Source organism: Candidatus Hydrogenedentota bacterium, from assembly GCA_035416745.1.
In the GTDB taxonomy this organism is placed as follows: domain Bacteria; phylum Hydrogenedentota; class Hydrogenedentia; order Hydrogenedentales; family SLHB01; genus UBA2224.
The window spans coordinates 1-24,583 of record DAOLNV010000060.1 but is presented as its reverse complement, the minus strand read 5'-3'; the positions used below and the strand labels follow the sequence as shown (position 1 = coordinate 24,583).

Sequence of the window (24,583 nt, the reverse complement as noted above, 5' to 3'; positions counted from 1 at the left end):
AGGATGCTACAATGGTTGCAGATAGTTACGTGCATGGGTCATGCGGCGCACCAGCGGCGATGGTGAGGAGAACGTTCGGATGCCTACGAAGTACCACCGGCAGAGTTTCCGGGATCATGTAGCTGAGCAGCATCCCTATTTGCGTGTCTCACGAACCTCCGCGCCGCCAGTCGCCGAGAAGGTCCGCAGGCCGGGATACATGCTCACTGCTTCCATCTGCGCCATCATCGCTGTGCTCCTTCTCGGGAATGCTCTGGCAAAGATTTCCGAATACTACGGCCAACCTGAAATCAAGGGAAAGGGAGTCATTGTTTCCAAAAGGCTCGAAGAAGCCGGTACCCCAGGAGAACGATACGTCGTCTTCGTAGACATCCTCCGCCCCGAAGGTGACCCAATCCGCCGTGACGTCTTCGCCGATAAATCCAGCTTTGAGCGATTCTCCGTGGGGGAAGAAGTGCCATTGGTCTATCAGATGAACCGTTCCGGTAAAGACGCCCGCATTGTGACCCTGTTCATGCCCGTACCCCCGGAAGAGGCCAGACAGGAAGGCATGCTGAAGAAAGACGAGTGATGTGGTTGTTTTCGCCGGGTCGCGCACAAGGGGTCTGGTGCTGCCGCCATAGACCCAGCCTTCACACGGAACGCGGGGCGCAGCCCTGGAAAGGCGGCAGAGACTGTGGTTGATCACTTCTGTATCGTTCTTGATCCGAAGACCCGCACGCAATCTGAACAAACGATGCGAACTATCCCTGCCGGCCCCCACACGCCTTAAGGCACGCGTTCAGGTACCCGTAGGATTCCGCCGCAATGATGGCGCACCGGTTGAGCTCGTATGAGCCGGCGCCAATCACTTCCAGATTCACCGGCCCGCTGTAGCCCGCGTCTACGAGCACTTTGCAGTATCCCATGAGATCAATGTCGCCGCGTCCGCAGGCCTGCAGTTCCGGCGGACCGGGGGAGGGGCCGGAACCGGCGCAATCGCGAATGTGAACATGCTTCACGCGCGATACGACCTCTCTCAAGGCATCCTTGGGGACTTCACCCCCGCGATGGATGTGGCTGGGATCCATATCGATGCCAAATGCCGGGGAGTCGATCTGTTTCATGGCCACGAGCGTGGTGGTTGTGTTCCAGATAGCCGCGCCCACATGCGCCTTCACGCACAAACTCACCCCGAACGGCTTCGCCTTCTCCGCCATCTTCGCTAACATTCCCAGACACTTCCCAAGGTCTTCTGGATTACCCTGTGAACCGCCGGGACCGACATTTACCACGGGGATCCCGATTTCCGCCCCTGCCTCGAAAGCTTTAATGAGGCGGTCCTCATCCAGAGCGGCTTCTTCCATGGCGGTGATGGGGAGTTCCAGGTCCTGCACGAGCGCCTTGATATCCCCGGCCTGGTTCTTCCAGCTATCCAGTTCGAGATGTTCGCACATCCCCTTGATAGCAGAGATCTCGGCCGCGTCATACCCCGCCCACTTGATATGCTGCATGGCCGTGCGTAAATCAAATCCTTGAAACAACACCGTATTCACACCCAGTTTGATCATCTCAGCGCCCTCTCGTCCTCGTGTGCGACTGGCACGGTGCAAAACACCGCCACAAAGTTCTTGGAAAGGGGCCACCCTTTTCTTCAGAGAAGGGCCCCAGATACCCCTTTTCAGATTACCGTTTCTGCAATTTCCTGGCCGTTTCGATTGAGCCGATACGCCGGTCAAGGCCGATTTGATGCAACTCGATGGGGTTCCCTTTGCCGGTTGCGCGGCACCGTTTCTTGAGCCAGGCATTCATACGGTCTCGCAGCGTCTTGACGAGCCCGGGCTCTTTCTCGGCGAGATTGCGCAATTCCTTGGGATCTTCGAGCAGATTGTAAAGTTCGACCGGAGGCTTACCGTGAAAGTCCGGTTCGAGGGCGTCCCAGAACTTCCAGATGGGCGTACGCCACCCGTGTTTGCGCATCCATGTGCACTCGGTGATATAGAACTCCGACCGTGGAGAGCGGCCTGTCTCCGTAAAGTACCGTTTCAGCGAGACCCCGTCGAACGTGACCCCCTTGGCAAGGCGGCTCTGCCCCGTAATATCCAGCACCGTCGGCACAAAGTCTTCCTGCAGGGTCATGGCCTTGCTCCGCGCGCCCTTTCCGATCGTGCCCGGCCAGTAATAGATCAGCGGCACCACCAGCGTGGGTTCATACAGCCCGTGGTGGTCAAACCAGCACTCATGCTCATACAACGTCTCGCCATGGTCGCCCGTGATGATAATCAGCGTATTCTCTGCTATCCCGAGTTCCTCAGTCCGAGTAACAAGCCGCTGGATGCACGCGTCCATGTACGCCAGCGCCCCGTCGTACTGGGCGATGACAAACTCGGCATCCCGGATCCCCGGCGGCAGCCACGACAAAAGGTAATCCGCAAACGGTTTGAACGCGCGCACGGCTTTCATCGTGTTCGGCAGGTTCCGGCTGCACGGATTCTTCGAATAGAACAGGCTGTCATAAGGGGGCGGGGGATAGTACGGCGAATGGGGGTCCATATGCCGTAAATACAACATCCAGGGCTTCTTCGAAGCATGCAACCGCTCCAATTCAGGAAGCACGGCGTTGTTCAAGTTTTCCGCCTTGCGCGAGGGCCGTTCGTCCCACGGGCCACCCCAGCCTTCATACTGAAGGTACTTGTCAAACCCCCGGTACCACTCGCCGTGGCCCACCATGACCGACCGGTACCCCGCGGGTCTCAATAACTCCGGCAGAGTAGGCTGGTCCTCCGCCATCGGACCCAAAGGCCCCAGCGCAACCTGTTGGTTGGCGATCACGTCCCGACCCGTCAACATCGTTACGTAGGCCGGTGTTGTAGGGATATACGCGCTGAACGCATTCTCGAACAACGTCCCCGCAACGGCCAGACGGTCCATATGCGGCGTCGTAAGCCGCGGATACCCATAACAGCTCATGTGATCGCGGCGGATGCTGTCAATGGCGAAAATCAACAGGTTCGGCGGGCGTTTCGGCATGGTCAACTCCTTGTTGCGCGTCCCTTGGGTCCAAGCGGCTGCCTCTCAGGCCGTGGTCACTTTTTCACTTCAGATCGACGAGCTTTCCTTTCTCCCAAGACTCGATAGCCGCCTCGATAATGAGCTGGGCCTTCAGGGCTTCCTCGCCGGACCCGTCGATCTGGCTCGGCGCAACTTTCTTGGCGTTTTGTTCGAGCCAGACGTGGATCCGGTCCGGGAACGTTTCGCCGAAATTCGTCATACCGCCCAAATGGTGATAGTGCTCGGTTTCAGTGGACTCGCGGCTGTAAAACGTTATCTCTTCGCAAGCCTCCAGGATCAGGAACCGCCCTTTGCTCCCCGTTACCTCGCAGCTCTCCAGCCCGAACCCCCCGCCCGCGTCATAGCTTCCGCAGAGATGGCCAAGAACGCCGTTCTCGAACAGCATGTTGACTTGCAAGTTTGACCAGCAGTTCCTCCGTTTGCCGTCGATTGTCATGCCCCGTTTGAAAAACGCCTGGACGCGCTCCACGTCGCCGCAAAAGTACCGCATCACGTCGATCGAGTGCGGATGCAACGCCCGGATATGGAAGTGAGGAGACGTCTCGTTCGGATTGTTGATCCACATGCGCATGTTGATCATGTTCAGTTCGCCCAGGCGGCCCTTTTGGATCCATTCCTTGGCAAGACGCGCCGCCGGCGTGAACCGGTGGTTCAGGTTGATCCCATACCGGAGGCGCTTCTGCTTCGCCAGAGCCACCATCTTCCGTGCCTTGGGGATCTCGTTCGAGATCGGCTTCTCGCCAAGCACGGGTATCCCGCCGTTCAGCAGGTCCATGGTGGCCTTGTAGTGATCGCCTCCGTTTTCCTTCCCTGCCGTACACATGCTCGCGCAGTCGATCTTGATGCCGCTCTTCAGCATGGATCTCACGCTGTAAAACGCCGGACATCCGTACTTCGCCGAGGCCGCGTCGGCACGCTCCCTGATGATGTCGCATACGGCCACGATCTTGGCCAGCGGCTCGTTCACATAACATCCGGCGTGTACGTTGCCGATGTTGCCCATTCCCACGATCGCCACATTCAGAGCCATCGTATTTGCCTCCCCGAACCGGTTTGTTTAGACATATCAGGGGGCAATTCAACCATCTCCGCGGCACGATGTCAAATCCCCCGAGGCCGCCCGCCGCTAGACTCAGCAAGACCGGCATTGCCATGCTTGAATGCCGCGCAAACTCTGCTATACTAAGTGCTTGAGTAAGCAGAGGGCCGTGCCGGCTGTGGGCGCCGGCAGGTTTCTGTTCTGGCGGAGGGGTTATGAAACGAGCCGCCAAGTGCATCCGTGAGAATATCGACGCCATCATTGAAGGCACGCTGCAACAGGTGGATGCGGACGCCTGCGAAAAGGAACTCCGCGCCCTCCTGGCAGCCGTTACCGCCGCTCTTGCGGGCGCTAAGATGCCGCCAGACCTAGCCTTGCGCGCCATGGTCGAGCAGGATGACGCATTTGTCCGCATTCTCTGCGCCCTTCAGGCGGCAATCATTGAAGTGCTCCGTCCCGCCCTGAGCGAGGCTAAGCAGCGCGAGACCGTCCTGAGCCTCCGCGACATCTTCCTCACTATCACCCCCGGACTGCCTCTCATGGCGCCGTGCCACGCCCTTCGCGCCCTCCTCGAGGAAGGGCCCGGCGAAGAGTCCGGACCCAAAGGCGCCCAGCTGTGGAAACTCTTCGAGGGCGTGCTCACTAACACCAACGATATGGTCTACGCCCACGATGTAAACGGCGTGCTGTTCTTCATCAACGAGTCCGGACTGGAGATGCTTAAGTACACCAGGGGCCAGCTGCACGAGGGACTCTCCATCTACCAGTTCGTCGTTCCCGATTACGTGGACTTGGTCGAGGCGCGGCTCGAATCCCCCGGCGCTGCTATCCGGTCTCCCTATTCGATTGAAGTCTACGCACGCGACGGGTCCCGCGTACCCTTGGAAATCGACACCCATCCGCTGTTCGGCGACGAGGGCGACGTAATTGCGGTCATTGGAGTGGCGCGGAACCTCGTCCTCGAACGGCGCCTGCAAGAGACCATTTCGCGGGCCAACATGAATCTCGAAAACCTTTTCGAGAGCCTTCCGATCGGGGTGCTCCTGGCCAACGCTGACGGATGCATCACGAACGCCAACCAGACCGCCGCCAGATTGCTGGGCGCCCGCGATGCCAACACCCTGATCAGCGATTCGGTCTTCGGTCTCTGGGGCGGAGAAGACTCGGCTGTCGCCGCGGGATTGCGAGAAGCCTTGGAAAAAGGCCTTGAGCTGCGCGAACGCTTTATCGGCAAGACCGGTCACGGCACACCCGTGAAGTGCGACGTGCTCGCTCAGCCCATGGGACATGACCCCGAAGCCCACGGACACCTGATCCTCATCATTGATGTCTCCGAACAACTCGAACTGCAGCGCAGCCTGCTTCAATCGGAAAAACTGTATACCCTCGGCGAACTTGTCGCCGGAGTCGCCCATGAACTGAACAATCCCCTTACAGGCATCATCGGTTACGCGGAACTCCTGATGCGGCGCGAACTCGAACCCGAGATGCGCGACCGCCTCGACCAAATCGCCGAGGAGGCCGAGCGCTGCAGGCGAATCGTCGAAAACCTCCTCTCGTTCGGCAGCCACCACGAAGCCCTTAAAGAGCTGCATGACATAAACCAGCTCCTCGCGGACACACTGCAGCTCCGCGAATACCAATTGCGCATCAGCGGCATATCCATCGAACCCGACTACGACGACGCCATTCCCCCGCTGCGGGTCGACGTCAACGAAATGCGCCGGGTTTTCTTCTACCTTATCAACAACGCCCACCAGGCCCTGGAAACCGTGAAGGGACGCCCGCGCAAACTGCGCATTTCCACGGGCACGGAACACGACAGAGCGTACATCCGCATCGAAGACAACGGTCCGGGAATCCCACCGGAAATTCAGCCGAAGATATTCGACCCATTCTTCACCACCCGCAAATTCGGCGAGGCAACGGGACTCGGGTTAAGCGTCTCTTACGGGATCGTGAAAGAACATGGGGGCGACATCGACATGGTATCTGAACCGGGCAAAGGCGCCACCTTCACCGTGACCTTACCCTTGCCGGAGGACGATGGGCAAGACGGGTAGCATGCCGCGTCCCGCCGCCGCCATCTCGCACACAATGCGAGTCTGGCTATCATGAGAACGCCCCGCCGATTTTGTTCGCTGTTGCTGTGCGCCCTGGCCGCATGGTGGCCGTCCGTTTCTCCTGGTGCGGAGGAAGGCGCGCAACCCGCGGCAACCATGGACATGCCTCTCCAGCAACTCGTCGACGCCCATCCGGGGGAGATGCTCTTCATTCCCGCCGGCATCTACGCCATCTCCGAGACCCTCCGGATTCACGCGGGCGGCACCGGCCTCTGGGGCCCGGGAACCATCGTCCAAACCGATGACGACCAGGATATCATCTCGATTGACGATGTCTCGGGCGTCCGTATCGAAGGCCTCACTCTGACCCGGTCCGAAGGAAATCGGGAGGTCCTGCGCCATGGCCTGGTCGCGCGCCGTTGCCGCAACATCGAGTTCCGAAACGTCCGCCTCCTCGACAACCACAGCACCTCGGGCACCATCTGCCTCGAAAACTGCCAGGACGCCGTAGTCAGCGGGTGCACTGTCCGCAACTATAAACGCATCGGCATCGACGACCGCACCGCCAACGAACTCTACGGTTACGCATTCCGCGTCATCGACGGCACCGGCATCCTCGTGACCGCCGGACAAAACATCTCGATAGACAGCAACCGCGTCATCGAAGACCGGCTCTTTCCCACTGCCGAAACGAAGGAAGCACACAAACTGGGCTTTCTCACCGAGGGTAGGCAGCCGACGAAAAAGGGCCGCCTCGCCCCGCCCGGCGACTATGCAAACAACTGGCACCAGGGCAGCGCCATAGTCGTCACCTCGCCCGAACAAACAAGTCACATCATCGTATCAAACAACCAGATTCAAAATGCCGCACAGGGCATCAACCTTCACGCCGACCATGTAACCTGCACGGGCAACGACATCGATCACGCCTTCATCGGCATCAAGTGCATGCACGGCTCGCGAAACGTCATCATCGCCAACAACAACATCTCGCACATGGACCTCTGGGGCCTCATCATGATGCCCGGCACCTCCTCGCACCCCGCCGAACCCGCCACAGACACCCAACCTGCCCGCGGCGCCAACTTTACCCGAGGAAACATCATCGCCAACAACATCTTTTCCGATTTCGGCTTCGGTTACGAGCATTTCAATTGGAAAGACTCGGTCAGCGGCGTCATCAGCCTCGAATCCGGACAACTCCCCGAAAATCCCGTCATGACCGACGTCATCATCCAAGGGAATATCGTCTACGACACCAGCAAGGAAGGGGAGATTCGCGACGGCGAACGCCTCCAGGAGCCGCCCCGCTACGAATACGCCGTCTTCATCTCGGATAACCCCAGACCCGAGCGCCTGACCTTCATCGGCAACATCTTCCAGCCCGGGTCCCGGGGCGTATCCAACATCCCCCTCGAAGAATTCGGCGAGTAAGACGCCTCGCGCATCTCAAAATCGTGACCGTTCAAAGTCCCGCTATGAACACGGCGCCGCAAAAGTGTACTTCCCAGGGCCCGCTTCGTAAACCGCGGCGCGACCCTGCACGCCCAATGGCTTCGGTTCCTGCGCGCCTTCGGACGGCTCAATGCGCACGGAACCGGGCCTCGAAGCCGGCACAACTACCATGGCCCGGTGCGGAAGGTCTACCAGAAGGGTGAACAGATCTTCAGTTCGCGTCCAGGACACCGCGACGGGGCCTAATTCGGTCATTACCACGCCTTCGGCTTCGGCGAGGCCGCCGGGACGCGGGTCCACCACGAGGCCGCCCTGGGATATGGGCCCTTCGCGACGCACACCCAGTACCCGCGTGCTCAGGAAGTAGGAGGGAGGCGCTCCCATGTTGTGGCACAGGGCTCCGCCCCCGAATCCTTCAAACACCGTATCCAGATCCTGCCGGGCCAGGGTGGACGCCCACTTCGACCGCATGATCTCCAGTGCAAGCCCATCCAGCTTGGGGTCGTTCGCGCCATACAACGCCACGAATACAAAGAAATGCTCGAAAGGCGACCCCACCTGTCCGTGATGTGCCGCGAGCCACGCCACCAGCGCATCTCGATGCTCTTCCGGCGCGACGCCGAAATACAGGGAGGTCATCGCCGCGTAAGCAGTCAACGGCGTCTTCTCACCGTTCATGATTGCCCCGTGGTACGCCTTGGCATCGCGATCCCACAAGTGCGCGTTGATGCTCTCGCGCAGGGACGCCGCTTCCTGGGTGAACCGTTCCGCGGAAGCTGTCTCGCCGAGCGCATTCGCCAGATACGCCGCGTCAAGCAGGGCGCCATGAACATAAGCGTTGAGAGTGGCGCCCTCACAAACCTTGTAGGCCAGAGGATTGCTCGCAAATACGAACTCGCGGGCATTCACCAGGCCCCGTTCCGTGCGATGACCGAGAAACCACTCCAGCTGCTTCACCACCCGCGGCCACAGCTCGCGCGCAAACTCGGCGTCTCCCGAATTGTCGTAGTAGCTGCGCAGGGTGTGAATCCACAGGCACGCGTAATCTTCGATGTACCCATGAATATCCCACCGGTCCGAGGGATGGTGAGCCTTGACGCGCCCGTCCTCCTGCTGGCTCAGCCCGATGTGCCAGAGGATGTTCCGCGCCAGGCGCGGGTCGCTGTAAACCGGCCTCCCGTCGGCCCCCGGTCCCGCGAAGGCCGCCCGCGTGATGGGGTACTCCGAAAGCGCCGCATCGCCCATCCATTCCACCCGCTCGCGGGTCGAGCAATCCGTGTAACTGTCCTCGCTGCACAGCTCGACGGTCCGGATCGAACGCTCCCACAGCTGGTTCAGAAACGGGTCGTTGCACCTGAAACGCCCCTCGCGCTCGAAGGGATACACCCGGTTGACGACCGTCACGCCGTGGACCAATACAGGCCCTCCCTCGGCGCGGATGCGCATGTACCGGAACCCGAAGGTGTCGCCCGCACTATACGTCTGCCGCCCCGCCCGCGCGATGTAACGGTTAGGGAAATATGCTTCGTCGAAGTTTCCGTCGCGCCACCCGCTTCCATGCAGAATCTCAAGCGCGGTTCCCGCTTCGGCCTCGAAATCAATGACGTCGTACGCCAGCACCGACCGGCCCACATCAAGCACGACATCCTGTCCCGCGGGAATGGTAAGAGGCAGCGCTTCAAATAGAGCGCGCGCTGCTCCGTCGGGAGCATCACTGCGTTTCACCAGCGTTTGCGGCACGAACGGCGTCTCGCGCAGGAACGGAATCGCGCGAGGACGCAACGACCCCCACAACGCCCCGTCAACGGGCGCGGCATTCTCCCAGCCCGAATCATCGTAGTCCAGAGCAGTCCAGTCGCCGTCGTCCAGGCGCGCGTCGATATTGTCCGGGATCGAACTCCACGACGGAGTAGAAGGCAGAAACCGGGTCTTCGTGGTCCCGCGCCACGCCGCGTCGGAGCGCAAGGCTATGGCCGAGCCGTCCGCGCAACGCCCCTCGAATTTCACGGCAAACCCGGGCTGGTGCCGCATAATGCGCCCGCAAAACCCTTCGGGTTCGTTGTCCGCCTTCTCGTCGTGATAATGGTGCACCAGCACCGTCAGGATGTTGCGGCCAAGCTTCAAATACGGCGCTACGTCAAGCGTGTCATATTCTGGCGCGGCAGGGTCGAAACGGCACGGACCCCGCTCGACATACCTCCCGTTCACCCATAGCATGTACCGCGAATCGGCAAAAATGTGAAGAGAAGCCCCGTCTACGGCGGCGGGAATCTCGACGGTCTTCCGAAATGCCGCATACGCCTGCGTCCCATACGGCGCCGATGCCAGCCAGACCATCGACGCCTGCAGTTCAGGACCCGCATCTACGGCCCCGCCCAGTGCGGCTAACCCGGCCACACACGCCCAGCCAATGCTCGACATCATTGCTCGCACCCCCTTGTTGCGTGCAAATATACCAAACCGCGCCCCTGCCAATCCTCACGGCGCCCAACGAAAGGCAAAATAACCGCAATGCACCTGCGACCGCGCTGCGCTGTGTTGGCCTGTGTCCGCTACCGGGATTCTCCGACCAGCTTGAGCAGCGACAGCGCCGGACACGCCCCGCATTTGGGATTGAACCGGCACCAGTCGGTGTACAGCTGGATCAGTCCCTGCTGCGTCTGGAAGCTGAAACGTGGGGGAGAGGTGTCCCCGAACAGGCGCGAGGCCATCGTCTTGAACACATGGTTCTCCATCTCCTTTGGAAGCGCAGTGAAAAAGTCGAAAACTTTCGTCTCCAATGCCCGATCACGTGCATAACGCGCTTTGGCCAGAGCAACCGGCACGAACACGTTGCCGATGATCGCATGCACCCGTCCGCGTCCAATCATGGCCGTGGGTTTCGGCATCGGCTTACCCGTCCACGTGCACCGCTCCGCCCAGAAACCGAGCGGCGTGGGAAACAGTGCCTCGAAAGCCAGCCGCCGCTTGACCGGCTTGGACTCGCCCTGCCAGATCTCGTCTAGCGCGGCCGATAACCCCGGTTTCGCCGTGCGCCCAAGAAACCGCGCCGCCCCCGCGAGCCGCCGTTCGGGATAGTTGTTCGGCCGTACGCCGTTCCGGGTCCATTTCATGGGCAGCCGCCGCAACCCGCGCAGCCGCTGTTCCCGCAGCGCCTGCAGTCGCCGGAAATGGGGCGCGTCGCCGTTTCCCTCCGGCAAGGATTCCGGCAGCAGCCCCGCCAATTGCAGGAACGCCGCCTCGACCAGAAACGGGTCCTGCACACCCAACTGCCGCACGCGGTCGTAATGAATCTGTTGCGCCAGCGCCCGAAACTGGTGTTTGTAGGGGCCGTAACCGCACGCTGCCATCACCGCCTCGTACACCGCCTGGTCTTCGCCGGCACGCTCGATCCGTTCAGCGATATCGCGGGCTTTTGCCAACATCCGCCACTCGCCCGCCAGGCGCAACAGCCGCAGCACCGGTTCAACGCCGTGCACGGCGGTCAGTCGGGCGCACTCCCCATACGACGCCGGCACGTGGTAGGGATAATCCCGCAGGCGGAGCTGCTCGGCCAGCGCCTCCAAAGAATCCAACAGCGCGGACTCCAGCGGAAGATAGGGAACTGCGCGGTTCCGCGAAGTCGCATTCCCGGCATCCGAGCCGGTGCATATGCCCACCACCTCGAGCACCACGTTGTCGTATCGGGAATCCTGATGGTGCCCGTGTTGTCGCCATGCCGCGAGGTCCTGGTGAACCTCGACATCGCCCGTCAAGAATGCACCGTCGATTTCGAGTTGCGCATCGCGAAAATCGGGCCCCTCGTTCTGGTTCCACCACCCGGGGAACACCACCCGCAGGCGTTGCCCGCCGTTGAGGATAAGTCCCTCGGATTGAATGAGCTGGTCGTACCAAATGCACTGCAAAACCGTCTCAGGAACCGCCGCGCCGCCCTCGGCGACACCCATGCCTCGGGCGACCATGCCGTTTAGCCACTCGTACTCGCGCGAGAATCCACGGAGACCCGGCCCCGCAGCCACAACTTCAGTCTCCGCCCACAACGCGTTCTCCATCGTGACCGCCCTCTAGGGAAAATGCAGTCTCCCATAAGTACTTTACCCCAAATGGCTGCTATTGTCTACTCGGGCGCAAAAAGAGGGCAAAGGCGCCCCTCCGGCCTTGCTTCAAATACGAGGAGGAGGGTGCCTTTGCCCTGAGATTCTTCGGTCGCGAGCTGCGCCGCCGTCTATTTGGCCCGCAACACCTTGCTCAAATGCTTGATACTCGCGAGACCCTGTTCCTCGGTGCTGCACTCGACCGACAACACGCCTTTGAACCCGGCTTTCCGCAGTATCTTCACGATGCGCCTCCAGTCGAGGACCCCCTCGCCGCACGCACACCCTGACGGGACCCCCGTTACCTTGCCGCGTTCGCCCATGACGACCCCGCCAATGTCTTTGGCGTGAACATGAACGACCCGCTTCGCGATTGCTTCGAGAAACTCGTAAGGGTCCTGGCCCGCCATGAAAATGTTGCCCGTGTCAGGATTGCAGTTCATGTAAGGCGATTCGACCAGGTTCAATATCTCGAGATACGTATTAAGCTTGACCGAATACTTCTGATGCGGTTCGAGGGCAATGTGCACCTTGTGGCGTTCCGCCGCGGGCAAGACGCGCCGAAGGGTATAGTAAATGATATTGAATGCCTGGCTCTTGCTCATCCAGCCGGGCACTACCCCCTCATCGGTGCACACACAGGTTGCCCCGAGGGCGTCGGCGTACTCGATAGCACGGGTCAGAAACGGGATGCTGACCTCCGGCTGCGCCATCGGCGCATGAGCGCTGACGGCGCTCACTTTGAGGCCAAAACTGTCCACGATGCCTTTGACCTCGAGAGGATCCCGCTCCATGCTGACGGCTCCGTAGTAGCCCGCTTCGGAAAGCAGGTCGCGCCCGTTGAGCATGTTGAGTTCGCAATACCGGTACCCTTGTTTGCGAATGGCCGCGAGCGAATACTCAAGCGGCTTATCCGCGTGTCGAAATGCCTCTGTGTTCAATCCCACCTGAATGTCTGCCATGAAACGTCCCTCCTGGGTTGTGTTGGATGCGGCGGAAGCGCAGCCTCGTGCTGCTGTATCCCCCTTATGCTTCCCACATGCTGTTAATGACTTCAACGGTGCGCTCGACGAGCCGCTCACCGCCTTCAGGACCAACCGTGTTCTCCGTAACGCGCGAACCATAGGCTTTCCCCGGCAATGCGGCCCGCGTGGGCAGATACTTGCCGCGATCCCCGGTAAGCTGCGCGAGAAATGTCTGTTGCGCCAGGCTCCGAGCCTTGATTTCGTTGCCATACTCGAGGTACAGCTCGAACGGATTCGTTGCAATCGCTGCGTCCCCAAGGCGAATGACGTGCAGATCCATCGAATAGACCGGCGCTTCCCCCTGCGTTGCGTAGCGCTCGAGAAGATCGTTCATGCGAGTGATGACCCCCGCTTCGCTGGACGCCGGCGCCGGCGGGCCCGACTGCGACACCCTCGCGATTTCGCTGCACGCCATGGCAGCCTCTTCATCCGTGACCTTCCGTGCCGGCAACACAAGTTCTTCGGTGTGGTGCCGAAACTCAGGGTCGCTCACGGCTTCTGTTTGGTTCGTGTCATACGCGTACCGCACGGCTTTCACGATCCTGCGCGCCATTTCCTGTTGTCCGGCGGTGTCGCGCATGCTCGGTTCGTTGCGGCCGCGGCGGACAAGGTCCCGGGGAGACTGGTCGCCAGCGGCGCTCACCATCGCGTACACGTAAAGGTCTTCCCCCAAGAGACTCTTGAGTTGTTCGCGGACCGGTCCCCAGAAATCCGCCGACACGAATCGCTGGCCTTCGACAACCTGAGACGGACATGCCAGGTTGATAACCGTGCCGGTCATCTTTTTCGTCTCGTCCCAGAAGAAAAGAATTTCGACGCCGTGATCATCTCCGCCCTCGAGACCCTGAAAATCCGGCCGGTCGGACTTGCCGTACATCTGTGAACTTCCGTCTTTATACTTCGCAACGCGGTTGAACCCGACGGCGGCATGCCCAGCGGCGCGGCTGACAGCGCCGGCGCGACGCGCTTTCCATGCCGCGACCGCGGCCTGAGCGCCCTTCTGGGCAAAGAATTCCGCGTATTCCTGCGGGCTCATCACACCCGGGTCGGGGTCTTTGTACAGGCCCACGGTCATTGTAGGGCCTGTATGGGTATGAGTGCAGTTGATGAACAGCTTGCGCGCGTCGAAATCGGGCAACTCCTGGGCTACCCGTTTCCGGACGTCCTCGGCCACGCCGCGCTGCACGTTGACGAGGTCACAGCTGACCATAATCGCCTGTTCGGCGCCGTTCTCGCCGCTCCGCTCCAGCGCGAGGGCGGTTGCCAGACAGGGATCCAGAACGCGTTCCGAGACGCGCTCATGAAACTGGCCGTGCAGTTGGACCGGCTTGTCCGGCGTGATGCTGACGGTGGACCATCCTACCAGCAGACCCGCCCCAGGCTGCGCGGCCGCCGGTGGCGCTTGTTCTGGCGCCTGAGCCAATACCGTGGGCGTGTGGGCTGCCGCCCCCAACATGCCGCCGGCTATGGCGCTGCGGCTCGTACGGCCCAAAAACTCCCGCCGGTTGATACCATCATGCGTCTGTTTCGCCATTATGCTGTTCCTTCGAATAGCCCTCGTGCTATACGCGCCGGTGCATCAACAAGAAAGTAGCACAAACCTCCCCTGCGCTACCAGGGCAAGCCGGAAGCCCGCGACACAATAACCGGCGATGGCGGCCGGTCCCACAAAGGAGGGCGGGTTTTCGTACCCGCCCATCAACAAGCCGCGGACGGTCACGTCCGCGCTCCGATTCGCTCCCCTGTGGCATGATCTCGGTCCCTCACGGCGCGGTCTTTTCAGTCTCTTTCGATCTCGTTCTGAAAAGGCGCCCCGTCACTGGTGCCGGGTAGAAAGGCCCGGGCCGAGGGCTCATTACACCTCCGCCGTCTTCACAGGACGCCCCTCGGCGCTCGAAATATCGGCTGCGATACAGACGGCCATGGTTTTCGCGGCGTCATCGAGATTCGGAAACGGTTTCTTGTCCTCGAGAATGCAGTCGATGAAATGGGTCACCTCTCCACGGAACGGATGGTGCGCCACATCGCCGCTGTCGGGCAACACGCAGGGAACCGTCATGAAACCGCTCTGTCCGGGGAAAAGTTTCGGCGCGAACACCTTGTCATTTCGCACCGAGCCCTCCGTGCCATAAACGCCGATGTTGAAAACGTACGGCATCTGCGCGTCGAAACAGCTGGTGGTGCGGCCGATCTTGCCGTCGGCGAACTTCACAACCGCGGTGGTGGTGCCAGGATAATCGTTGGGGTTCTCGGTCTTGACGGAGTAGGCGCAGACTTCGACGGCGTCGCTGCGCGCGAACCATTCCATGGCGCTGACGGCGTGGCATCCGCCCGCCAGAAACGAGCTGCCCGCCTGCTTCTTGATGCCGAGCCATTTCTTGGTTCCGCACCAGATGCGGTGCAGGTAGTCGACCTCGATCATGAAGACGTTGCCAAGCGCGCCCGTCCGGATCAGTTCGTCGATGGTCATCAACAGCGGATTCCACGTGAGGACAAAGCTGACGATGGTCTTCACGCCGGTTTTCTTGACCGCGGCCTGCTGTTTACGGACATCTTCCATCGTTATGGCGACGGGTTTCTCGATGATGACATGTTTGCCGGCCTCGGCAGCTGCTACGACGGGGCCGGTATGCAGGTCGTGCGGCGTGGAAACAACAACGATGTCAATGTCGCCGCGCCGAACCATCTCCTCGTAATCCTGCCCGACGGTACAGTCGAGGTTGTAGCGCTGGCGATAAATTTCGGGCTTGCCCAGGCTGCGGCTGACCAGGGACCGGACCTCTGCGCGCCCATCGTGCAAAGCCGCCTTGATGTATTCTTCAGAAACCCATCCGCATCCCACAATACCCATGCCCAGTTTGTCCATGGCGCACCCCCTGGAGTTGAAGCATACCTTCTGGATGACTTAGTGATAGCCTTACGCGCCGGGGATGTCAAGCGTGCCGAGCGAGGGGTACCGTCTGAAGAGATTCGTATCGGGCCAGACGGTACGACCTGATGAGTTCAGACCGACCCCAATGACCCGACAGACCAGTCCGCTCTTCCCGAGTGCTATGGCCACGCGTCCGCGCGACGGCTAAAACCACACATAAACCATATCCGATTCCTCTGAAATCGCCGCGAAACACGGGTCGCCTCGATGCATGGTCAAGAATGTGTTGTAACCCGGCAAGACACAAACATCGTGCTCCCACCAGTCGACCAAACGGCTCAGGTCGGGAGCGGAGGGCGTGCATTCGAGCGGCAAAATGGGGGAGAGACTCTCACGCAACGCCTCGCGGGCGTCCCCCGGGAGTCTAAAGCGCAAGAGACTGTGGTTTGCGTCGTTCTTGTGGATCTCGGCTATGTCGGTGGCCGAGCCGGGCACAAATTCCGGGAGCCAGCCGCAACTTACGGCCCCGTGAGCGACGGCTTGCGTATGAGTCGCGTAATGGGCTTCTCTCACAAAGCCCATCTCGGATGGCAGTGGCAGAAAGACAAGCATCGCGATAGCGCCCAAGACGAACCCTGCAAGCATCCCGGGCAGGAATGACGAAAGTCCTTTCATCTCAAGCACGGCCCCGCCTCCAATGTTCATTACATCTCGTTTGGGAAATGCGGCCCATGTTCGCGGAAGGGCATGGCCGACACAAGTTCGCGGCGGACCCGGCCCAGAAGACCCCGGCGTTCCCCGTTCTTGATATGGTGCTGGGCCTGGTGGAATTTGCGTTTCGAAAGGGCCGCGATGTGATAGACAGGACCGCCGGGCTTGACCACCGGCATCGTTGTCATCCCAAGCACAATGCCGTTCACCGGCGCGGCCAGCGAAGACTGTGCCTGGCCAAAGATGCTCGACATGGTGGCGAGGCAGTCGCCCTGCCGCACAACGTCCCCCGGCCGGGCGTGAAAATCCAGAATGCCGCCCATGGGAGCCCGAACCCACGTGGTCTTGGTCACGATAAGCTGGAAGGGGGGGGTTGACGGCTCTCCCCCGAGCATGCCGACGGTCCGGAGCACGTTGAGCACGCCCCGCACACCGATTTCAACCACCGCAGGTTCGATCTTCCAGACTTCTCCCGCCTCGAGGATGATGGACGGGACGCCCGCCTGCACGGCCGAACGGCGGAGCGAACCCTGCGGGCCTTGGTTGTTCACGATCAACTCGCATCCGAACGCCTCGGCGAGCATGCGCGTCTTGGCGTTGCGGGTATACGCCCGTACGTTCGGGTAATTGACGCGCTGAATGGCGGCGCTGTGAAAGTCAATGCCGTAGTCGCATTGCCTCACAATCTCGGTAAAGATGGCATGAGCCATACGGCTGGTCTGGCTGCCGCGCGAGGATCCCGGAAAACAGCGGTTCGGGTCCCGGCGGTCGGGCATGTAACGCGAGTGGCGCTCGAGACCGTGAATGTTGATGACCGGAATGAGGATGAGCGAACCCCTAAGCAGTTCGAGGGGGTCGCCATACAAAAGTTCCCGGATGATACCCATGCCGTTGAGTTCGTCGCCGTGCAGAGTCCCCGTCAGGAAAAGCCGGGGGCCGGGTTGGGGGGCGCGCATGACGTAGATAGGAAGAGTAATAGACTCACCAAGGTAGGTCTCGTCAAAAGGCAACTGAAGTTCGCGTGTCTCGCCGAGAGGAATGTCCTGGCCAGCGATTACGAGTGTTCTGCGTTCATCCAATGGTCGGCACTCTGGCGACATCCTGCCGTGCAGGCCTACGTGGGCGCTCACCCTTGATCCTTCTCCTTCTCGCGCTTACGCTCGCGCTTTCGCCGCTTGTGCGGCGGCATCATACTACGCAGCTCACGCAGATCGCCATAGCAAAGCAGGACATCGCCGGTCTGGACGACGTCGTCAGCCTTGGGCTGGGGAATGACGCAATCGTGGCGGGTGATGGTAAGCACGTAGATATGGCGCTCAGCAAGCGGGGTGTCGCGAAGCGCTTTACCCTCCAGTTCGGACATGCCGCGCACGGGGAACTCGGCGATCCCGAACCCGCCGGTGAGACGGAGACGCTGGCGAAGATCGACATCAGGAAAGAGCACCTGGTGCTCGATATACTCGATTATGGCACTGGCAATATCCACTCCGGTGGCCTTTTCAATGGCCTCGAGGCCCGGAGAGGAGTTCACTTCCATGATCTGAGGACCCTCGGACGACTCGAGCATGTCCACCCCCGCGATACCCAATCCCATGATCTGGACTGCGCGAAGCGCCGTTTGTTTGAACTCGGACGTGAGTGTGACGGGCTCGACGGACCCGCCGCGGTGGACGTTGCTCCGGTACTCACCAGGCTTGGCTATGCGCCGCATGGCGGCCACAACCCGGTCGCCGACCACAAACGCCCGGATGTCGCAGCCCTTGCTCTCCTTGACGAATTTTTGAATAAGGACGTTCTGTTTGGCCCCGTGCAGGGTTTGGATGATGGCTTCGGCGACTTTCTCCGTTTCCGCCAGGATCACGCCGACGCCCTGCGTGCCTTCAATCACCTTGATGATTACCGGCACCCCGCCAACCCGCCGGATCGCTGGCAGAATGTCGCTGCTGTCGCGGACAAATTCGGTGGCCGGGATGCCGATCGAGTGCCGGCTGAACAATTGAGTCGCGCGCAGTTTGTCGCGCGACCGGGCGATCGCCACCGATTCATTGGGAACGTAGATGCCCATCTGCTCGAACTGCCGCAACACGGCCAGACCGTAAAACGTGATCGATGCCCCAATACGGGGAATTACCGCATCGAAGGCCGATAGTTTCCGGCCCCGGTAGTAAAGTTCGGGTTCCTGCTTTTCAAGAGAAATGGCAAAACGCAGGGTATCCATCACCTGGACAGCGTGGCCCCGCTGCTTGCACGCCTCGCGCAGACGCCGGGTGCTGTAGATCCGCGGCTGGCGGCTTAAAATGCCGATTTTCATGGCGATGTCGCTGTCTTCCGTTTGGCCTTCTTGGGCTTGCCGAGCGCGCGCCGCTTGGAAACGTCTACCAGGAAATCCTTCTCGAGCGCTTTCCTGCCCAACAGCATACGATAGAGCATCTGCTCGCGCGATGCCAGCGAAAGCTCGATTTCCTTCTCAACAAGACCCACCCGGATCCGGGTCTTGACAAAACATCGCGTATGGTAATGGCCGGTGCTGGACCGCACACGCCCCCATTTCTGAACGTCCGCGGTGACCCGGACCCGTTTGTGGCTATGTTTGCGGCTGAGAACGACTTCAAAGCGCACTTGGCCGTTATCGAGCACCTCAAGATTGTCTACATGCAGGGAACTCGTCCGTGCGCCGGTATCCACCTTCGCAGGCAAGCGCCCAATGCCCCAGTCGGGAAACGCCACATACTCGGACCAGCCGATGACGGTTCTGGATGCAGGCTCTTTCAACTGCTCGGTGGCCTTTTTGCGCATCTAGAGCCCTATCGGGAAAGCAATCCGCGTTCCAGCATGGTCTGGTGCACCCTCGAGAGCGCAATGTCGACACTCGCCTCGGTCATCGTGCGGCCCTTCTTCATGATCGGCGCCATGGCCTCGTACATGGCGTCGAACCGCTCGCGAATGTGGGCAAACGTCATCTCCTTGGTGAATCGGACACCGCCCAAGGCTTGGCGATACTCAATATTCGACGCGATGACGCCCCCCGAATTGGCGTAAACGTCGGGAAGAATCTCTACCCCCCGTCTCTTCAGTATCTGCATGGCATCATAGGTTACCGGCATATTGGCCCCTTCAACAATTACCCGCGCGCCGACTTCCCCCGCATTCTTCTTGGTAATCACATGGCCCGTTGCGGCGGGCACAAGATAGTCTACCTTCAACCGGAAGAGGCGCTCGTGCGTGAGCGGCCTGGCCTTGTAGCCCTGGAGTGTCCCCGAACGCATATAATGCTTCGCTACGCCCTGTACATCAAGACCCTGGGGCTCGTAAACACCACCTGTTAAATCACTTATGCCGACAATGCGCACGCCGGAGCAACTCAGAATAGTCGCGGCATGCATGCCCACTTTGCCGAATCCCTGAACCGCGGCAGTACATTGGTCGGGGGCCAGGCCCTTCCGCTCCATGTCTTTAAGGGTAGCATACCAGACGCCGTATCCCGTGGCTTCGGTGCGCCCCGGCAGCCAACCCTCGACGCCATCGGGCTTTCCCGTAACCGAGGCGGGGTCGAGCGTGGCGTTGTAGATGCGGACCATCTCCTCGCCGCCGCTGCCCATGTCAGGGGCGGGGATATAGCGGTGGCTGGAAAACAACCACCCAAAATGCTCCGTAAACTCAATGATAATGTCGGCCTTCGCGATGCGGGCAAACTCGCGGAAATCGCCCATAAACCGCTTCTCCCTGACCATTGCCATGTAGAGCGCCTGTAAATCGACACTGATCCCTGATTTGCCTCCGCCAAGGTCAATGTCCGCCAAAGCGGTCTTCAACGTCATCAATCGTGCAAGTTCCGTGGTCTCCCAGATGTCGATATTCTTGGCAATCCGAATGCCCCCCTTGTAGGGGCCGCGTGCGCGGTTATGCAGTACAATGCCTGAGATCAGGTTTACGACCTTGCCCATGATGGGTACCGGCAAACGCTGAATATATACCGAGCATGGCTTGATGACCTCCTCCACCTCCTCGGGTCTGATGCGGAGCCGCCGGGCACTCTCCAGAAGAAGCATGCCCGACCGTGTCTGCGGTTCCCTGCTATGTACGTATTCTTCAAGCCTGTTACCCAGTTTCATTCCTTATTTCCCCCTGTATTCGGTCGGCAAGACGTGGCTACCGGCTGCAAAAAACGCCGGCTGGAAGATGCTACCTCACATTGGTTGCGTAAAGCCTGGCGGTACCGATAAGGATGACACATAAGCCAGGGCATTCGCAACCATAGGACTCCTCCCTGAGGGGGTTCACACGGACCAGTGACCGCATATTCCGTGTGGCCCGTCCCGAATTCGAGGGGTCCGATGCAGCTTATGGCCACCTGTACTTCATTTTCCTGAGAATATAGCCCGTTCTTCAATATTTACAGTGATGGTGCGCTCTGTAGGAAGATCAAGAACAACCCGTGCAGACAACTGGGGCGTTCCGCTGACGCGCAGGCAGGCGCATACCTTAGGGCGTAGCCAGATTGGATGTCGAAGCTCGCGCGCACACAAGAATCAGGCGAGATGACGGGACCGAAAACAGTTGCATGATTGATGCTAACAAAGAGCGCCTCTCGAAAACGCGGGAGGGGGCGTTTCTTGACTTCTTCCCCCTCGCCCGGGCTATTGCTTCATGGCAAGGTATTTGTTGAGCGCGTTCAGATATGCCGAGATCGCCGCCTCGATGATATCGGTGCTGGCGCCGGTTCCATAATAAGCCCTGCCCGCGAATTCTACCGTGACGTGGGCATCGCCCAGGGCGTCCTTTCCGGGAGTCGCCGCCCGAACCTGAAACTCGCTGAGCCTCCCCGTAATCCCTGTAATGCGCTCGATGGCCATGCACGCAGCGTGAACCGGCCCATCTCCGGTGGCGGTTTCCACAAATAAATCCTCGCCGTGCTGCAGTTTAACCAGCGCCATGGTCGGGTCGCCTCCCGAAGTGCGCAAGTGCGCCAGGCGATACGTTTCGAAAGTCTCGTTGCGCGTGGAAGCGATCAGCACCCGCAAATCGTCTTCAAACACTTCTTTCTTGCGGTCGGTGAGTTCGATGAACCGGTCGTAGAGCTGCTGCAACTCCTCTTTCGACAGCGTGTAGCCCAGTTCCTCACACCGTTTGGCAAGGCCATGCTTGCCCGAGTGCTTTCCGAGCACGAGTTCGCTCCGGCTTCTGCCCACGGATTCCGGCGTCATGATCTCGTACGTGATGCGGCTGGCGATAACCCCGTGCTGGTGAATTCCGGCTTCGTGCGCGAAAGCATTTCGCCCCACGATCGGCTTATTATAGGGTACCGGCAGGCCCGTCACATTGCTCAGTTGCCGACTGGCATTGGTGATCTCTTCCGTGATGATTCCCGTCTCGAACGGATAAACGTTTTGGCGGGTCTTTATCGCCATGACTACCTCTTCCAGAGAGGTGTTTCCGGCGCGCTCGCCTATTCCGTTGATCGTGCACTCGATCTGGCGGGCGCCGCCGCGCGCGGCGGCCAGAGCATTGGCAACCGCCAGACCAAGATCGTTGTGATTATGGCTCGAAAACACCACTTTGTCCGAGCCCGGCGTATGCGCGATGACATACCGGAACATTTCCTCGATCTCGCCGGGAGTGGTATACCCGACCGTGTCGGGAAGATTGATCACCGATGCGCCCGCGTCAATCGCTATCCTGGTAACCTGAACCAGGTAATCAAGCGCGGAACGGGTCGCGTCCTCAGCCGAAAACTCCACGCGGTCGATCAGTCTCCTGGCCAGCCGCACGGCCTTGTCGGTCTGTTCCATCACCTGCTCGCGCGTCATACGCAGCTTGTGCTCAAGATGGATATCCGAAGTTGCTATGAACGTATGCAACGTGGGGCACGCCGCCTTCTCAAGCGCCGCCGCCGCACGCTCGATATCCTTGTCGACGGCACGCGACAAAGCGGCAACACTGGGTTTCGTGACGGTGGCAGCGATCGTCTGCACGGCCTCGAATTCCTGCTGCGAGGCAATAGGAAACCCTGCTTCGATGACATCCACGCCTAGCCGTTCAAGCTGCAACGCTATCTGGATCTTTTCGTGGACGTTCATGCTCGCTCCCGGCGATTGTTCGCCGTCGCGCAGGGTCGTGTCGAAAATCGCGATTCGTTCCGCCATCTGATGTCCTCCCGGACCCGGTGTGGCCGCAGGCCGATTCGTGAAATCACATACATATGCGCATCGAATACAATGAGTTTAGAGAAGGGAGAGTAACAAAGCGGCTCGAAGTGAGTCAATTTGCTCACTCCGTCGTGCACATTGTTGCGAAATGCCTGCTCCGAACGCCCGGTCCGTCTATCCGCCAAGAGATATTGTCCCTCAACTGTTTGGCGCGATTCCTCTGGACCAAGTATAATTTGAAATGTGGGGATGCCGACCGGCCAGGTTCGTAGCGCATGAAGGGGGGCAAAATACATGAAGGCAGTGGCTTCGTTCTTGGAATCCAGGTGGATGCCACCAGTCTTGCTGTTGTCTTTTGCCGCGCTGCTGGCATTGATCTCACTCGGGATTCCCACCCATAACGACGAAGGCGTATGGCTTTACATGGGCAAGATGTGGGCGCAGAAAGGCCTGCTTCCCTATGTGGATACCCTCGATAACAAACCCCCGGGGATCTATTACGTCTACGCATTGGCTTCCCTGTTTCCAGGGATAGGGTATGTTGCCGGCCGGGTGCTTGCCATGGCCGCCAGCGTGAGCGCCGCGGCAATCGTACTGGGCGGACTGAGCCGGTATCACAGCCGCCAGGCGGGAGCAATCGGCGCCGCCTGTTTCTCGCTGGCGTCCTGTTGGCAGTACACGCAAGGCGCTCTCGTCCACGTTACTGAGACGTACGTGGTTCTGTTCGTTGTTGCAGCATGGTACTTCGCGCTGAAAGCACGGAATAGGCACCAACAATCAGGCTCCGTGTGGCCCTGGCTGGTCTGCTCGGGAGCGGCCCTCGCAGCGGCCATTAACTTCAAACAGGTCGCGCTCACCTCCTTTGCGGCTTTGGCTCTGATCATCGTTCTGTATGGCGTCACCAAGAGAGACTGGCGAGGCATGCTTTGCGCCTTGGCTGCCTATGGCGCCGGACTCATTCTGGCCTTCTTGGCGGTTCTATTGCCTCTTCTGTTGTCGGGGGTCTCTCTTCACGTCTACTGGGAGGGGGCGTGGCTCATCCTATTGCAGCCTGGCATGAAATCCGACGCGTCTCTCACGCACCAGATATACACCGGGCTTGTGAAATGGACCTCCCCCGAAATGAGACTCTTTCTGCCGTTTCTTCTATTCCTCGTTTGCAGAGCTGTACGAGACCCTGAGAAACGGTTTGTAGCCGCTGCGCTTCTAATATGGATCGCATTCGACTTCCTTGGCGTGAATGCCTCTGGCCGCTATTTCGGGCATCATTTCAAGCAGATACTTCCGTCATTGTGCATTATGGCCGGCTATTCCGCCGCAGAGTTGCTTCGATTGACCTTCCACGAAGAGGAACAACACCGTCAAGCGTTTGCAGCGTTGGTTCTCACAATCGTGTTGCTGTTCTTTCCGGCAAACGCAACACTCAACGGCCTCAGTCACGTGTTTTTCCAGAAGGCAGACCGCGCACAGGAAATTGGGCAGTGGGTGCGTGAGCATTCAACGGAGGATGACTATGTGCAGATGGCAGGAGGGGCCATTACGCAGGTCTTGCCCTTCACTGAACGTCAAGCCCCTGGCAGGTTGTTTCACCATTGTCTGTTTTCGCTTCTCGGTGCTCAGAGGGAATTTCTCCGCGATGTCGAGCGCCATCCCCCCCGGTACGTCATATTTGACCGTGAGCCCGACGAAGAGCGTCCCCCCTGGCTCACGGAATGGGTCCAGCGATATTACCGCCCTGTACATGAAGACTTCGGCATCGCTGTCTGCGAAAGAACGACCGGCGAAGTTGGTTCACAGCAATAGCCGTGCCCGCCTGGTGCAGTGCTTGATGCGTGAAGCACTACCCATACGCCCAAGCCGCCCGGGTACAATAAGCGGGAGGTCAGCGCGTTTCGGCAGTTCATGGGCCACGGCCAGCGAGTACCGGCCCGATAATCACGGTTGTCCGCCAATTCAACAGCGCTCTCCCGTCGAAATGCCCGGCATGCCTGACCTCCCGCTACGCCCCCAACACCGGCCAATCGTGTTGAGGTGTCCCGGTCCGTTCCGAACAGATCTTCCCCCAATCGCCTGATAGGAAAGCCCTTGCTGGAGGGATCTTATTGTCTCCATAAAGACAAGAACGAA

At 59.9% G+C, this 24,583-nt stretch carries 18 protein-coding genes; 4 read left to right on the top strand and 14 right to left on the bottom strand.

Going from position 1 to position 24,583, the window contains the following annotated elements:
• Window positions 1–79 precede the first annotated feature (79 nt).
• Window positions 80–571, top strand: a complete 492-nt coding sequence (locus PLJ71_16220; protein ID HQM50235.1) for a hypothetical protein — start codon at window positions 80–82, stop codon at window positions 569–571.
• A gap of 172 nt (window positions 572–743) precedes the next feature.
• Here PLJ71_16220 and PLJ71_16215 read toward each other — a convergent pair whose 3' ends face one another.
• The 3 genes from PLJ71_16215 to PLJ71_16205 form a co-directional block, all read right to left on the bottom strand.
• On the bottom strand, window positions 744–1,550 hold the full coding sequence (locus PLJ71_16215; GenBank protein ID HQM50234.1) for a sugar phosphate isomerase/epimerase: 807 nt from the start codon (window positions 1,548–1,550) through the stop codon (window positions 744–746).
• Window positions 1,551–1,665: 115 nt separating this feature from the next.
• Window positions 1,666–3,009, bottom strand: a complete 1,344-nt coding sequence (locus PLJ71_16210; GenBank protein HQM50233.1) for a sulfatase — start codon at window positions 3,007–3,009, stop codon at window positions 1,666–1,668.
• Window positions 3,010–3,073: 64 nt separating this feature from the next.
• Window positions 3,074–4,081 carry a Gfo/Idh/MocA family oxidoreductase gene (locus tag PLJ71_16205; protein ID HQM50232.1) on the bottom strand — a complete coding sequence of 336 codons (1,008 nt, stop codon included), beginning with the start codon at window positions 4,079–4,081 and terminating at the stop codon, window positions 3,074–3,076.
• A gap of 224 nt (window positions 4,082–4,305) precedes the next feature.
• Here PLJ71_16205 and PLJ71_16200 point away from each other — a divergent pair, with 224 nt between their 5' ends.
• Together PLJ71_16200 and PLJ71_16195 are read left to right on the top strand one after the other, a co-directional pair.
• Complete coding sequence (locus PLJ71_16200; protein ID HQM50231.1) at window positions 4,306–6,153, top strand: ATP-binding protein; 1,848 nt, start codon at window positions 4,306–4,308, stop codon at window positions 6,151–6,153.
• A 51-nt stretch (window positions 6,154–6,204) separates the two neighbouring features.
• On the top strand, window positions 6,205–7,587 hold the full coding sequence (locus tag PLJ71_16195; protein HQM50230.1) for a right-handed parallel beta-helix repeat-containing protein: 1,383 nt from the start codon (window positions 6,205–6,207) through the stop codon (window positions 7,585–7,587).
• 42 nt (window positions 7,588–7,629) lie between these two features.
• On the opposite strand, the gene PLJ71_16190 is transcribed toward PLJ71_16195, so the two are convergent.
• From PLJ71_16190 to PLJ71_16140, 11 genes are all read right to left on the bottom strand, one after another.
• Window positions 7,630–10,032, bottom strand: coding sequence for an alpha-L-rhamnosidase N-terminal domain-containing protein (locus PLJ71_16190; protein HQM50229.1), 2,403 nt, complete (start codon window positions 10,030–10,032; stop codon window positions 7,630–7,632).
• Between the two features lie 128 nt (window positions 10,033–10,160).
• On the bottom strand, window positions 10,161–11,660 hold the full coding sequence (locus tag PLJ71_16185) for a DUF2851 family protein (protein HQM50228.1): 1,500 nt from the start codon (window positions 11,658–11,660) through the stop codon (window positions 10,161–10,163).
• Window positions 11,661–11,833: 173 nt separating this feature from the next.
• Window positions 11,834–12,664 (bottom strand): sugar phosphate isomerase/epimerase family protein, encoded by an 831-nt coding sequence (locus PLJ71_16180; protein HQM50227.1) that lies wholly within the window; start codon window positions 12,662–12,664, stop codon window positions 11,834–11,836.
• A 64-nt stretch (window positions 12,665–12,728) separates the two neighbouring features.
• A complete protein-coding gene (locus tag PLJ71_16175; protein HQM50226.1) occupies window positions 12,729–14,261 on the bottom strand; it encodes a hypothetical protein in 1,533 nt (510 codons plus the stop codon).
• Between the two features lie 321 nt (window positions 14,262–14,582).
• Window positions 14,583–15,593, bottom strand: coding sequence for a Gfo/Idh/MocA family oxidoreductase (locus tag PLJ71_16170; protein HQM50225.1), 1,011 nt, complete (start codon window positions 15,591–15,593; stop codon window positions 14,583–14,585).
• A gap of 210 nt (window positions 15,594–15,803) precedes the next feature.
• Window positions 15,804–16,304 (bottom strand): hypothetical protein, encoded by a 501-nt coding sequence (locus PLJ71_16165; protein ID HQM50224.1) that lies wholly within the window; start codon window positions 16,302–16,304, stop codon window positions 15,804–15,806.
• Window positions 16,304–17,389 (bottom strand): M14 family metallopeptidase, encoded by a 1,086-nt coding sequence (locus tag PLJ71_16160; protein ID HQM50223.1) that lies wholly within the window; start codon window positions 17,387–17,389, stop codon window positions 16,304–16,306. The genes PLJ71_16165 and PLJ71_16160 overlap by 1 nt, the downstream gene beginning before the upstream one ends.
• Before the next feature lie 47 nt (window positions 17,390–17,436).
• Window positions 17,437–18,621, bottom strand: coding sequence for a 30S ribosomal protein S6--L-glutamate ligase (rimK, locus tag PLJ71_16155; GenBank protein HQM50222.1), 1,185 nt, complete (start codon window positions 18,619–18,621; stop codon window positions 17,437–17,439).
• Window positions 18,618–19,106, bottom strand: a complete 489-nt coding sequence (locus PLJ71_16150) for a RimK/LysX family protein (protein ID HQM50221.1) — start codon at window positions 19,104–19,106, stop codon at window positions 18,618–18,620. Before PLJ71_16150 ends, rimK begins: the two co-directional genes overlap by 4 nt.
• Window positions 19,107–19,114: 8 nt before the next feature.
• Window positions 19,115–20,422 (bottom strand): Glu/Leu/Phe/Val dehydrogenase dimerization domain-containing protein, encoded by a 1,308-nt coding sequence (locus PLJ71_16145; protein HQM50220.1) that lies wholly within the window; start codon window positions 20,420–20,422, stop codon window positions 19,115–19,117.
• Between the two features lie 525 nt (window positions 20,423–20,947).
• Window positions 20,948–22,453 carry a 2-isopropylmalate synthase gene (locus tag PLJ71_16140; protein ID HQM50219.1) on the bottom strand — a complete coding sequence of 502 codons (1,506 nt, stop codon included), beginning with the start codon at window positions 22,451–22,453 and terminating at the stop codon, window positions 20,948–20,950.
• 333 nt (window positions 22,454–22,786) lie between these two features.
• Between PLJ71_16140 and PLJ71_16135 the strand changes: the two genes are divergently transcribed.
• The gene (locus tag PLJ71_16135; protein ID HQM50218.1) at window positions 22,787–24,259 is read left to right on the top strand and encodes a hypothetical protein; all 1,473 of its coding nucleotides are present in this window, start codon (window positions 22,787–22,789) and stop codon (window positions 24,257–24,259) included.
• Window positions 24,260–24,583 lie beyond the last annotated feature (324 nt).